The organism is Microbacterium sp. E-13 (assembly GCF_049912955.1).
Lineage (GTDB): Bacteria > Actinomycetota > Actinomycetes > Actinomycetales > Microbacteriaceae > Microbacterium.
Genome location: NZ_CP183973.1, coordinates 3,798,160 through 3,811,220, shown reverse-complemented (window position 1 = coordinate 3,811,220; position 13,061 = coordinate 3,798,160). Strand labels below are relative to the sequence as shown.

Sequence of the window (13,061 nt, the reverse complement as noted above, 5' to 3'; positions counted from 1 at the left end):
CGGCGGCTGAGCCGCAGCATCCGTCGCTCTGTCACGGGGCGCCATCGCGCGGGCGATCCTGCACTCTGCGAAGAATTGCGGATTCTTGAGACCGACGGCGTCGTCATGCGACGGTCCACGGCGGCCGCGCGCAATACCCTGACAGCATGAGCGACGCGCCGCACCCCCGCGCAGCGGGCCGCGACGACCGGATCACCCTGCGGTTCATGGCGGTCCCCGCCGACACCGCCGCCGGCGGACGCTCCGTCGCCGCGGGCAGCGTCATGGAGTGGATCGACAAGGCGGGGTACGCCTGCGCCGTCGGCTGGGCGGGCGCGTACTGCGTCACGGCGTATGTCGGGAACGTACGTCACCGGCGGCCGATCCCGCCGGGAAGCCTCATCGAGGTGCAGGCGCGCATCGTCCACACGGGCCGCACGAGCATGCACGTCGTCGTGACCGTGTCGTCCGCCGAGGTCAGCGAGCGCGTGTACACGCCGGCGACGACGTGCATGCTCGTCTTCGTCGCGAAGGGCGGCGACGGCCGGCCGACGGCAGTGCCGGAGTGGCAGCCGGTCTCCCGGTCCGATCACAAGCTGGCCGACGCCGCCCGCGAACGCATCGAGTCGCGCGCCGAGATCAAACGGCTCATGCTCGCGGAGGAGTACCCGGATGCCTCCACCGCCCCGCGCACCACGCTCCGGTTCCTCGCTCCGCCGGGGGTGGTGAACTTCGGCGGCAAGGCCCACGGCGGCACGGTCATGCGATGGATCGACGAGGCGGACTACGCGTGCGCGGCGGCCTGGACGAAGGACGGTCTCGATACGCCTCGTTCCTCGGCACTCGATCCGGCGGGCGAGGATGCCAGCGCCGCGATCGGCGTCTACTCCGGCGGCATCCACTTCCTCGCGCCCGTCGTCATCGGCCACCTCGTCGAGGTGGACGCCCGCATCGTCTACACGAGCCGGCACAGCATGCACCTGAGCACCCGGGTGTGGACGGCGGACCCTCGCACACCGGGGGAGCGCACGCTGACCACGCAGTGCCTCAGCGTGTTCGTCGTGCCGGGAGCCGACGGGGTCGCGCAGCCCGTCCCGCAGTGGACACCGCATCTGCCCGAGGACGAGCGCCTGCAGCAGCACGTGCGAGAGGTCATGGCCCTGCGTGAGCGGATCGTCCCGATCGCGGCGTCCCTCACGCTGGAACCCTGACCGCGTCGATCCGGGAGCGGGACGGATGCCGCGACCCGGCGTTCCCCGAGCGCACCAGGTCGCCGTTGCTCCGCGACGTTCGACGAGATCGTATGCTCTCGCCGAGTTGACACGCACCACGCGCGCCGATCGTGTCAGTTCGGCGAGAGCACATGAAGTGTGCGCCCGTGGGGGCCGGGGAATCAGGCGGGCTGGTGCGCGTCGGCGGCCGCGGGGCGGGTCGCCAGGGCGGCCGCCGCCTGCTCGAAGATGCCGCGCATCCATGCGTGCTCGGGGTCGCGACCGTGGACCGGATGCCACCACAGCGCGTTGACGACGGGCGTGGCGTCGAAGGGCGCGGCGAGCGTGCGGACCCCGGCGACCGCTTCAGCGACATGCGCGAGCCCCGCCTGGATCAGGCCCAGCCGGTTCGTTCCGGCGATGAAGTGCGGCAGGGCGAGGAAGCTCTCGACGACCGCCTCGACGTGCGGCTCGATGCCGAGCTGCTGCAGCTGCCGCGCCGCCGACGTGAACGCTGTCCGCGACTGGTAGGTGAAGACCCACGGGAGTGCGCCGAGCACGTCCATGGTGAGCTCGTCGCCCACGAGCTCGTTGGATTCGGAGGCGACCACGACCCAGCCGTCGCGCCAGAGGTCGGCGTAGGGGAGATCGACGAGATAGCCGTGGGGGATGACCATGCCGTCGGCCGAGCGCAGCCGGTTGAGCGCGTCGTCGACGATCGACGGGTTGTGCAGCATGAAGCGGAACCGCACTCCGGGAGCCGCCTCCGCCGCCAGTCGCGACACCTCGCTGCCGATGGTGGCGAAGCCGTAGTCGGACCCGTAGATGGAGAACTCCCGGGTCGAGTCGCGCGGGCTCCAGGTCGCCTGGCTCTCGAACACGCGGCGGGCGGCCTCGAGGGCCGTGGTAGTGTGCTCGGTCAGACGCAGGGCGAGTGGCGTCAGCTCGTAGGTGTTCCCCCGGCGGGCGAGGATCGGGTCATTGAAGTGCGTGCGCAACCGGGCGAGCGAGGCGCTCAGCGCGGGCTGACTCAAATGCAGCCGCTCGGCGGCGCGGGTCACGCTGCGCTCGGTGAGCAGGGCGTCGAGGGCGACGAGGAGGTTCAGATCGAGCCGGGAGAGGAGCGGTTGATCGGACACGTCGGTGTGCTCCTCAGGGGTGAGATGGCTGAAGCCAGTGTATCCGCGCAATCTATGTGCCCGGTAGGCGCCATCGCCCGCAACGATGAAGACCGGCGACCGACGGAATGAAGATTCTCTGGGCTCAGAGGTCCAGCAGATCGGGTTGTCCGCGGGTGAAATCGGCTGCCGAGTCGGGCGAGGGGCGTCGACGGAGCACACGCTCGGACCGATCGGGGCATTTCAGGCGGGGTCTACAGTCATGTCCCCGATGGTGGCCGAATGCCTCTGGAAAGTGAGTGACCCCGATGAGTGACGACGTGATCGATCCAGGAGACCCCGAATACGAGCTGAAGGTGGCCGAGGCGTTCCAGCGCATGGTGAACCGGCGGCGTGAAGGCGATGACCTTCCGGTCCGGATGACCGTTCGCCAGGCCCTCAAGATCGCGGCGATCATGGGCGCTCTGGCCCGCGGCCACTCCTCGTACACCGATGCGCTGGGCGATGCGTCCTGGTTCCTCCAGTGTCTGGCGGTGCAAGCTCATCCCGACATGCGAGGCGGACTGTCGCGCTCGGCGGCCGACGCCTGGAGCAAGGTCGACGCATGGCCATGGCCGCGGCCCGGCGAGCCGAGAGACAACGCTGATGAGAACGGATCGCGGCCGCGTTCACGGGGATGAACGTCCTCCGCTTCCGGCGCCGGCGTGGGGGGAATGCGCGGGTGAATTTGGGCGCCGAACTCGGGCTGGACCGCGGTTGTGGCTTCCGAGCGTGGTGTCATCGGGGCACGGCGACAGCGAGGCGCCGAGAACGCCGACAGGCGTTCGACAGCCGGGTGGCACCCTCTCTCGGTGGAGGAGGTCACTCAGCTGCCAGTGCGGGCCCTCGTTCCCTCCCCTGGGCGGGCCCGCCGGGGGCACCCGACCGTTGCGTTCACGGTTCGGGTGCCCCCTCCGTACGTCTGCTTCGCAGCCGAGGTTTCAGTCTGTCGCCATTCTGTTCCAGGCGTCCAAACCCGCGATCTTGTACGCCTCGGCAAGGGTCGGATAGTTGAAGGTGTTGTTCACGAAGAACTCGACAGTGCCGCCGAGGTTGATCACCGCTTGGCCGATGTGGATCAGCTCCGTGGCGCCTTCACCCACGATGTGCGCGCCGAGGAGTCTTCTGGTGCCCCGGTCGAAGATCAGCTTGAGGAAGCCGGAGTCCACGCCCATGATGTGTCCGCGCGAGGTCTCCCGAAAGCGCGCGATTCCGACTTCGTAGGGGGCGCCGGTTGCGCGCGCCTGCTCCTCGGACAGCCCGACGGTGGAGATCTCCGGCACCGAGTAGATCCCGTACGGAAAGCTGTCGGGAGCCGGCGGCAGTGCGACACCGAACGCATGGCATGCCGCGACCCTTCCCTGTTCCATGGAAGTGGACGCCAGGCTGGGGAATCCGATCACGTCACCCGCGGCGTAGATGCCGGAGACTGAAGTCTCGAACGTCTCGGGGTCCACCTTCACACGGCCGCGGCTGTCGGCCTCGATGCCGATCGCTTCGAGGCTGAGGCCGGCGGTGTTGCCTGATCTTCCCGCGGCGTAGAGCACCATCTCGCTTCGGACCACCCGGCCGTCCTCGAGTGTCACTTCGGCTCTGTCGCTCATCACTGCGACTTCCGAGACGGAGGTACCGAGGCGCAGCTGCATGCCGCGATCCCGCATCTGGTGCAGGAAGTCGTCGACGACCTCACGGTCGATGAAGTCCAGGATGCTCTGCTTGGGATCGATCAGTGTCACGGGAACGTCGAGGGCCGAGAAGATGGTGGCGTATTCCACACCGATGACTCCTCCGCCGATGACGGTGAGGCTCCGAGGAAGGCGGTTCACCTCGAGGATCTCGTCGCTGTCGAAGACGTGTTCGCGATCGAACGGCACGTGCGTCGGCCGGTGGGGCCTCGTCCCCACTGCGATCAGGGCGTAGTCGAACGCGATCTGCTGCTGCTCGCCGCGATCCGTCGTGAGCAGGAGGCGGTCGGAGGAGAGGAACTGGGCCCTCCCTTGGAGATGCCGGACCCCGTTGCGCATGAATTGATGCTGGAGAACCTGAACCTCGTGATCGAGTGTCTTCCGCAGTCGGCCGGCGAGATCCTCGACCCCGATCTCGCGCTTGACCCGGTACCCGCGTCCGTAGAACCCACGCTCGCGCCACCCCGAGAGGTTCAGCACTGTTTCACGCAGGGTCTTGGAGGGAATGGTTCCGGCGTGCACCGACACGCCACCCAATTCGGCGCGGTCGTCCACCACCATCACCGACTTGCCGAGCTTTGCGGCTTGAATCGCCGCTCGGCGCCCGGCGGGGCCGCTGCCGACGACGACCAGGTCGTAACGCAGCATCCACTTCTCCCTCATGGCTATCCGGCTTGAGTGGCCGGGAATGGGCGATGGCTTTCGTGCGACGGAGCGCGAGCACACCAATCGGGCCCGTCCGGCGCACCTCACACTAGGTCGCCGCCGCGCAGGATCCTTCCGAGCGTTCTCGAACTCACCCCCAAGTTCATCCGGTGCGAAGAATCCCCGCGGGTTCCGGACCTGGCTACTCCTCGTCCTGGGTAGCCGGACATGCGCGGCCGGGTGGTCGGAATAGCGCGCCGTGATGATGCTCGGGGTGAACTTCGGGCCGGTATCCGGGGATATCTACCGGTGGCGCTGGGCGCGGGTGCTGTAATCGGCCCGCGCGGCGGCTGGTTTAGCGGTTAGGAGAGGACTCATCATCTTTCGTCATCTTTGTAGCCACGCAACGCGTAGTGCGCTTCGAGCAACTTGGCAGCGCCGGCTATTAGTCACAGGTGTCGCGGTCGGATGGTTGGTTTTCGCTGGGCTGATGCTTCTGTACACGGTCCTCGACCCGTGGGTCTGGCCGGTCCTTTCGGTCGCGGTGTTCATCGGGGTTCGGGCTCTGGGGGTTCATTGGGCAGACAAGGATCGCGACCACACATCATGACGGAGGGGATTCCGGTTCTCGTTGGTGCGGTCATCGAAGCGGTCATGGAATTCTTGGGCGGGCTCGTCCGTCTCAGGCGTGCACGTTGGTGGTGGCCGCAAACGAGCTGGCTCCGCACTCGAAAGAGGGAGCCTCAGGAAGGTTGGGGTGTCGAGACAGAGGCGACTGAAGAACTACCCGGGCGGAACGCGTAGCGGATGGCGGTAGACGGATGACAGAAGAACCTACCGCCGCGGCATCAGTTATGTGCGCATCACTCCTACTTATGTCGGAATAGCGCCTAACGCTGGTACGCTCGAAGCGCCTTCCGGCCCGCGGCGCATGCGGTCCCGACCCAGAGAGCGAGCATCGATGCTTCTCGAAAGAGACCTCATCCAGTCCGTCGGCTTCCGCAACGTCCGCGAAGGGGGCGAGGTCACCGGCTTCCAGTTCCGCCTGCGCATGCCCTCGTACCGGGGGATGGCGGCATCCCTCATCGACGGCGTCGCCGTGCGGGTCGGCGACCTGGTGGATGTCCCGGCCGACGTGCCCCGGTGGACGTTCGCCGGCCGCACCTACTCGCTGCAGGAGCTGTGGGACTCCGAGGGCGTGCGCTGGCCGCTCGAGGAGGCGGCCATCGTCACCGTGCCGCACCCGGGCGGGCTGCCCGAGGGCACCCACGAGGTCTCGATCCAGCTGCGGCTGCGCATGTCGTACATCCCGCAGGAGCACCAGCCCTCGACGTACGAGGTCTCGCGGCACATCACGCTCACCTCGTCCGAGGACGGCGGCCCCTTCAAGTACGGCGTGAGCCTGTACAGCTTCATGACCGACTACGGCACCGTGATGGACCTCGAAACCGCGCTCGCCCACGTCGCCGACGTCGGCGCGACCGGCGTCGAGATCCTCGGCGAGGGGCACATCGAGCGGTACCCCGAGCCCACCACGGAGTGGATCGACCGCTGGTTCGCGCTGCTCGAGAAGTACTCGCTCGAGCCGACGAACTACGGCTCGTGGATCGACACGCGCCTGCACTCGAGCGGCGCCAACGCCCGCGACCTCACGGCAGCGGAGGGGGCCGGGATGCTGCAGCGCGATCTCCGTCTCGCGAAGCGCCTGGGGTTCCGCTTCGTGCGCCCGAAGATCGGCGTCGTGTCGAGCGACCTCATCCCGCACCCGATCTGGACCGAGTCGGTCGAGCGCTCGCTCGACCTCGCCGCCGAGCTCGACGTCGTGATCTGCCCCGAGATCCACTCGCCGACGCCGATCAAGCATGAGGTCGTCGACGACTACATCGGTCTGATCGAACGCACCGGCACGAAGCACTTCGGTCTGCTGCTCGACACCGGCATCTTCCAGGATCGTCCGATCCCGCTGAAGCCCGGAGAGCTGCCCGGCCGCCGCCCCGCGTTCCTCGACGGCATCGCGGTCGACCCGGCCGACATCGCCGACATCGCGAAGTACGTCGTCTTCATCCAGGCGAAGTTCCACGACATCGACGAGAACCTCGAAGACCAGCAGATCCCGTGGGAGCCCGTGCTGCGCGCCCTGAAGGACGCCGGCTACACCGGGTACCTCTCGAGCGAGTACGAGGGTGATCGCATCCCGTGGCGCTCCATCGAGCAGGTGCGCCGTCAGCACTCGCTCATCCGCTCCATCGCCACCCGCCTCTGACCCCCCGAAACGAGAAGACGATGCCCAACGGACTCATCGCCGAAGACAGCCTCCGCCCGCACCCGGACGGGCTCGCGCTGAAGCTCACCATCCCCTGGTATCGCAGCCTGTGGCTCTCGTCGGTCTCGACCCTCCGCGTCACCGTCGACGGCACGGAGATCCCGGCCGACGACCTCGCCTTCGAACTCGGCGGCACCCGGTACGCCATCGCCGAGCTGCCCGACCAGAGCGATGAGCTGTGGTTCCTGCAGCAGCATCCGCTCCTCATCGTCCGTCGCGACCAGCCGGTCGCGCTCGGCGAAGAGCACGAGGTCGAGATCTTCGGCGAGCTGCGCCTGCCGTACATGCAGATCGCGCCCGGCCAGGACGGCGGACCCGGCATGTACGTGCCGAACATCGTGCGGCAGTCGTTCACGCTGACGGTGACGGAGACGGATGCTGCGCCCTTGGCGATCGCGACCGGCATCGCGCCCCCGCCGCCGGCGTCGGACGACGACCCCTTCCAGCTCGGCCTCACGCTGTACTCCGCGAGTGCGGAGTTCCGCGCCGGGTGGTACGACTTCGACGGACTCCTCGACCGCGTGGCGGAGCTCGGCATCGGACCGGGCATCGAGATCGTGGCGTCGCAGGTGCTGCCGACGTACCCCGTCGTCTCGCACGACTTCGTCGCGCAGTGGCGAGCCGCGTTCGACCGCCACGGTTTCGACGCCAGCTCGTTCGGTGCGAACCTCGACATGGGGCGCCGCCGCGATCGCGACATGACGCCCGACGAGGAGTTCGAGTTCAGCGAGCTGCTGTTCCAGGGCGCCAAGAAGCTCGGCTTCCCGCTCGTGCGCATCCAGTCTGCGAAGCCGGAGCTGCTGCGCCGCCTGCTGCCTGTCGCCGAGAGTCTCGACCTCAAGCTCGCGTACGAGATCCACGCGCCGATGGGCCCGAACTCGCCCGAGATCGTGAAGGTGCGCGACGTCTACGCCGACCTCGACTCACCGCTTCTGGGGTTCGTCGCCGACTTCTCGTCGACGATGCACGCCATGTCGCCCACGTTGCTGCGCGCCGTGCGCCGTGCCGGTCTCGACGACGAGGCGATCAAGCGGCTGCAGGAGATCTGGGCCACCGACGCGTCGATGCGCGAGCGGCAGCAGGAGTTCATCGCCTATCTGCAGGCCCGCGATTTCGACCCGGGCCGTCTGGGCTCGTTCGCGCACCTGGCGTTCAACATGCACGGCCACGTCGATCCCCGGGACTGGGCCGACATCATGCCGCAGATCCTGCACGTGCACACGAAGTTCTACGACATCGACGAGAACGGCCAGGAGCCGGCGATCGACTACCCCGAGCTCGTCCGGGTCTTCGTCGAAGGCGGCTACCGCGGCTACTGGTCGAGCGAGTGGGAGGGGCACGCCTTCGCCGAGCTCGGCGAGGTCGACCCGCTGCTGCTGGTTCGCAAGCAGCACGACCTCATCCGCGCCTCCATGCGAGCGGTGCAGGCGGCCCATGTCTGACACCGAGGTCGACTTCCGCACGCTGCCGCTGCCCGAGGTGCTCCGGATGTTCCGCGAGCAGGGCGAACCGGCCGACCCCCGCCCCGACGTCGACACGAACTCGCTGCAGCGCCGCTTCCCGCGCCTCGCGAACGTCGAGACGCGCGACATCGCGATCGAGGGCGATGCGCGTGCGGTGCCGGCGCGACTGTACACGGATGCCTCGGCCGAAGCATCCGGTCGCGCTCTCGTGTGGGTGCACGGCGGCGCCTTCATCGGCGGGCACCTCGACATGCCGGAGTCGAACTGGGTCGCGCTCGAACTGGCCGCGCGCGGCATTCCGGTGCTCGCCGTGGACTACGTCAAGTGCCTCGGCGACCTCCATTTCCCGGAGCCTTCTGACGATGTGCTCACCGCGTGGCGCCACGCGCTGGCGAACGCGGACGAGCTGTTCGGCGTGCCCGGCTCGTCGCTGATGCTCGGCGGCGCGAGCGCCGGTGGCAACCTGACCGCGGGTGCGACGGCGCGGCTGCGGGATGCCTCTGAGCAGGGTCCCGCCGGGCTCGTGCTCGTCTACCCCGTGGTGCACCCGAACAGTCCCGAAGCGTCGAGCGACGTCGATCCGGAGTCTCCCCACGGCGCCCTCGCGTACAACTTCGCGGGGTCGGAAGCGGGCCTGCGGAATCCTCACGCGTTCCCCGCACTCGGGCCGGTGGCGGGATTCCCGCCGGCCCTGATCGTCGTCTGCGAGCACGACGGCCTCCGGCCCTCGGGCGAGGCGTTCGCGCGGCAGCTGGATGAGGCCGGTGTCGCGGTGTCGCTGCACCTGGAGCAGGGCGCCGACCACGGCCACATCAACGAGCCGGCCGACCCGACCGCCCTTCCCACCGTGGAGGCGATCGCGGCGTGGATGCGGGGGCGGTCGTGAAGGTCGTCGTCGTCGGCGGGACGGGGAACATCTCCACGAGCATCGTTCGGGTCCTCGTCGAACAGGGGCACGACGTCACGTGCGTCAACCGGGGCGTCACCGCGGATGCTCGCTACGGCGTGCGGACGATCACCGTCGACCGGCGCGACACCGAGCGATTCGAATCCGCCGTGCGGGCGGGCGGCTTCGACGCCGCGATCGACATGATCGCCTTCACGCCCGATGACGTGCGCTCGAGCCTTCGCGCGTTCCGCGACGTCGGCCACGTCATCCACACGTCCACCGTCACGGTGCTCGGCGAGACCTTCGACTGGCTTCCGGTCACCGAGGATCATCCGGTGCGACCCACCGTGCCGTACGCGTCGGCGAAGGCGGAAGCCGAGCGGCTATACCTCGAGGCGCACTACGTGTCGGGGTTCCCGGTGACGATCATGCGCCCGTCGACGACGTATGGTCCGAAGCGCGCGCTGCGCCAGATCGGCATCGACGACACGTGGGTCACGCGCATCCGCACGGGCAAGCCTCTCCTCAAGGTCGGCGACGGACGCGCCACGCATCACCTCCTGCACGTCGACGATGCCGCCCTCGCGTTCGCGGGGGCGCTCGGCAGGGAGCGCTGCATCGGGCAGACCTACCACCTGGTGCACCCGACCCACACGACGTGGGAGGAGTTCCACAAGGCGATGATGCGCGTGCTCGGGCGCGAGGTCGACCAGGTCGGCGTACCGTCCGACGTGCTCGAAGCCATCGACCCGCAGCGCTTCCTCTTCGCGACGAAGGTGTTCGCGCACAACATGCTCTTCAGCGCCGACAAGATCCTCCGCGACATCCCCGAGTTCGCGCCGCGGGTGTCGGTCGAGGAGGGCCTCGCGGGCACGGTCGAGCACCTCGACGCCCACGGTCTCGGCGCGGAGACCGACGATCTCGAAGACCGCATCATCGCGGCGCAACGCGACGTCGCGCGGGTCGCGGCGAGCGGTGCCGGCGCATTTTCCGAAGGAATGACATGAATCCAGACACCGCCGACCTGGTGCGGGCGAGCCTGCGCGGCGTCGTCGACGTCGACGTGAGCGCGACGGGGCTCACGCCGTTGCGATTGCCCTTGAGCGCGCGAGCGCAGTCCGACTCGGACTGGATGCGGTTCGCGGCCGAGCAGGCGTCCGGCGTGCGCTGCGAGTTCCGGACCGCGGCGACGTGGATCGAGCTCACCGTGCAGACGACCGGTCTGTATCTGCCGTGGGTTCCCGAGCACGTGCACCGGGCTGTGTTCTCGGCGACCGTCGACGGCGAGCCGCTCACGGACGCGCGCGTGACCGGCGGTTCCGAGCTGCACTTGGCGGAACCCGGCGAGCCGCGATTCGTGATGGGCGAGCCGGCGGTGGTGCGGTTCGAGCTCGGGGGAACGGGTGCCGATGAGCGCCGCGTCGTGGTGTGGCTGCCGCATACGGACACCGTGGAGATCCGCGATGTGCGCGCCGATGCGCCGCTTCGGCAGGCCGAGCCCCTCGATCGGCTTCGCTGGTGGCACCACGGCAGTTCCATCAGCCACTGCATCGAGGCGGACACCCCTCGCGGAGTATGGCCGGTGGCGGCCGGCGACCATCTCGGTCTCGACGTCACCAATCTGGGCTTCGCCGCGAACGCCCATCTGGATCAGTTCACGGCGCGGGCGATGCGCGGTTCGGGGGCCGACCTCCTCAGCCTCAAGATCGGAATCAACATCGTCGGTGGCGACACGATGAAGCGACGCACGTTCATCCCGGCCGTGCACGGATTCCTCGACACGATCCGCGACGGCGCTCCGGCGACCCCGATCCTCGTGATCTCGCCGATCATCTGCCCGATGCACGAAGACACACCGGGCCCCACCGTCACCGACCCCGACACCGGTGAGCGGCGCGGAACACCGAGCCGGACGCCCGACTTCTTCGAGCCGCCACTCACCCTGCGCTCGGTGCGCGAGATCCTCCGCGAGATCGTCCAGAGACGCGCCTCGGACGACGCTGCGCTGTTCTACCTGGACGGACTGGACCTCCTCGGCGAGGGCGACCTCCAGGAGCTGCCCGATGGGCTGCATCCCAGCCCCGCCGGATACCTGCTGATCGCCGAGCGGTTCGCGGGGTCGCCCGTCGTCGCCGAGTGGACGGCAGCGGCGCGCTCACGCACCGATCAGACATCGCGGCCCCGGCGGAGCACCGCCGAGCAGGTGACCGATGCTTAGGCCGACCTTCGTCAACCCCGTCCTCGGCGGGGACCGGCCGGATCCCGCCGTGATCAAGGTCGGCGACGAGTACTGGATGACGTACTCGTCGTTCGAGTCGGCACCCGGCCTGCTGCTCTACCGCTCGCGCGATCTCGTCAACTGGACGTACGAGTGCGCGGCGCTTCCCGAACCGCTGGGCAGCACGTTCGCGGTCGACATCGCCGAGCACGACGGGCGCTTCTTCATCTACATCCCGTTCATTCCGGCCCCGTGGTCGGAACTCGAAGCGCCCGCGGTCTTCGTCATCCACGCGGACTCGATGGAAGGCCCGTGGTCGCAGCCGATCGACCTGGGCATCCGGTGGGCGATCGACCCGGGCCACGTCGTCGGAGAGGACGGCCGACGCTACCTCTTCGTGAACGGCATCCGTCGCATCCGGCTCACCGACGACGGCCTCGGGACCATCGGCGAGCTCCAGCAGGTGTACGACGGATGGCGTTACCCCGACGAGTGGATCACCGAGGCGTACGCGCTCGAAGGGCCGAAGCTCTTCCGTCGCGGCGAATGGTTCTACCTCGTGAGCGCCGTCGGCGGCACCGCTGGCCCGGCCACCGGTCACATGGTCATCGTCGCCCGGTCGCGGTCGGTGCATGGGCCGTGGGAGAACAGCCCGCACAACCCGGTGGCGAGGACGACGGATGCCGCGCACGCCTGGTGGTCGCGCGGGCACGCGACGATGGTGCCCGGCCCCGCAGGCGACGACTGGTGGATGGTCTCGCACGGCTACGAGAACGGCTACCGCACGCTGGGCCGCCAGATCCTCCTCGAGCCGATCGGCTGGTCCGGCGACGGCTGGCCCGTCGGCGCGCTCGACGACATCGGCGGCGAGCTGGAAGCGCCGGCAGGCGCCGCGTCCCAGCGCGCCTCGACCGCGTTCGCGGACGACTTCTCGACCCTGCGGCTGGGCGAGCGCTGGACGTTCCACGCGCCGTCGCCCGGCGAGGCATCCCGCCTTGCGCTCGACGACGGGCTCGTCGTCGCCGCTAAGGGCGCCGGACCCGGCGGCAGCTCGCCGCTCGCGCTGCTGACCGGAGACCACACGTACGAGGTCGAGGTCGACGTCGAGCTCCTCGGCGAGGAGGCCGAGGGCGGCCTCCTGCTGTTCTTCAACGACCGGCTGTTCTGCGGCATGGGCATCGACGGGGAACGCATGCGGAGCTACTCGGGCGGGCACGTCACGCACTGGCGCGAACCCGCCCCCGCCTCCCGGCGGCTGCAATTGCGGATCCGCAACGATCAGCACATCGTCACCGGCTGGTACCGCGAGCCGGGCGGCGAGTGGGTGCGCCACGCGATCCGCTACGAGACGTCGGGCTACCACGCCAACACGATGGGCGACCTGCTGAGCCTCCGGCCCGCGCTCTACGCCGCGGGGACGGGCTCGGTGCGGTTCCGCGACTTCCGCTACCGCCCGCTGCGCTGACGCGCCGGAACCAAGGACGGAGGCCG

At 68.9% G+C, this 13,061-nt stretch carries 10 protein-coding genes; 8 read left to right on the top strand and 2 right to left on the bottom strand.

Annotated features, from left to right (window positions below):
- Positions 1-146: 146 nt before the first annotated feature.
- Complete coding sequence (locus ACN9MP_RS17685; RefSeq protein WP_426322365.1) at positions 147-1,190, top strand: acyl-CoA thioesterase; 1,044 nt, start codon at positions 147-149, stop codon at positions 1,188-1,190.
- Between the two features lie 182 nt (positions 1,191-1,372).
- On the opposite strand, the gene ACN9MP_RS17680 is transcribed toward ACN9MP_RS17685, so the two are convergent.
- Positions 1,373-2,329 carry a LysR family transcriptional regulator gene (locus tag ACN9MP_RS17680; RefSeq protein WP_426322363.1) on the bottom strand — a complete coding sequence of 319 codons (957 nt, stop codon included), beginning with the start codon at positions 2,327-2,329 and terminating at the stop codon, positions 1,373-1,375.
- 287 nt (positions 2,330-2,616) lie between these two features.
- On the opposite strand from ACN9MP_RS17680, the gene ACN9MP_RS17675 reads away from it, so the two are divergent.
- The gene (locus ACN9MP_RS17675) at positions 2,617-2,988 is read left to right on the top strand and encodes a hypothetical protein (RefSeq protein ID WP_426322362.1); all 372 of its coding nucleotides are present in this window, start codon (positions 2,617-2,619) and stop codon (positions 2,986-2,988) included.
- A 300-nt stretch (positions 2,989-3,288) separates the two neighbouring features.
- Here the strand turns inward: ACN9MP_RS17675 and sthA are convergent, their stop codons facing one another.
- Positions 3,289-4,695 (bottom strand): Si-specific NAD(P)(+) transhydrogenase, encoded by a 1,407-nt coding sequence (gene sthA, locus ACN9MP_RS17670; protein ID WP_426322360.1) that lies wholly within the window; start codon positions 4,693-4,695, stop codon positions 3,289-3,291.
- A gap of 943 nt (positions 4,696-5,638) precedes the next feature.
- Here sthA and ACN9MP_RS17665 point away from each other — a divergent pair.
- Genes ACN9MP_RS17665 through ACN9MP_RS17640 form a run of 6 tightly spaced genes read left to right on the top strand, consistent with a single transcriptional unit; the run spans position 5,639 to position 13,035 of the window.
- The gene (locus ACN9MP_RS17665) at positions 5,639-6,940 is read left to right on the top strand and encodes a C-glycoside deglycosidase beta subunit domain-containing protein (protein WP_426322358.1); all 1,302 of its coding nucleotides are present in this window, start codon (positions 5,639-5,641) and stop codon (positions 6,938-6,940) included.
- 20 nt (positions 6,941-6,960) lie between these two features.
- The gene (locus ACN9MP_RS17660) at positions 6,961-8,442 is read left to right on the top strand and encodes a C-glycoside deglycosidase beta subunit domain-containing protein (RefSeq protein WP_426322356.1); all 1,482 of its coding nucleotides are present in this window, start codon (positions 6,961-6,963) and stop codon (positions 8,440-8,442) included.
- A complete protein-coding gene (locus tag ACN9MP_RS17655) occupies positions 8,435-9,349 on the top strand; it encodes an alpha/beta hydrolase (protein WP_426322354.1) in 915 nt (304 codons plus the stop codon). Before ACN9MP_RS17660 ends, ACN9MP_RS17655 begins: the two co-directional genes overlap by 8 nt.
- Positions 9,328-10,359 (top strand): NAD-dependent epimerase/dehydratase family protein, encoded by a 1,032-nt coding sequence (locus tag ACN9MP_RS17650; protein WP_426322352.1) that lies wholly within the window; start codon positions 9,328-9,330, stop codon positions 10,357-10,359. The genes ACN9MP_RS17655 and ACN9MP_RS17650 overlap by 22 nt, the downstream gene beginning before the upstream one ends.
- Positions 10,356-11,570 carry a GDSL-type esterase/lipase family protein gene (locus ACN9MP_RS17645; RefSeq protein ID WP_426322351.1) on the top strand — a complete coding sequence of 405 codons (1,215 nt, stop codon included), beginning with the start codon at positions 10,356-10,358 and terminating at the stop codon, positions 11,568-11,570. The genes ACN9MP_RS17650 and ACN9MP_RS17645 overlap by 4 nt, the downstream gene beginning before the upstream one ends.
- Positions 11,563-13,035 carry a family 43 glycosylhydrolase gene (locus ACN9MP_RS17640; protein ID WP_426322349.1) on the top strand — a complete coding sequence of 491 codons (1,473 nt, stop codon included), beginning with the start codon at positions 11,563-11,565 and terminating at the stop codon, positions 13,033-13,035. The genes ACN9MP_RS17645 and ACN9MP_RS17640 overlap by 8 nt, the downstream gene beginning before the upstream one ends.
- Positions 13,036-13,061 lie beyond the last annotated feature (26 nt).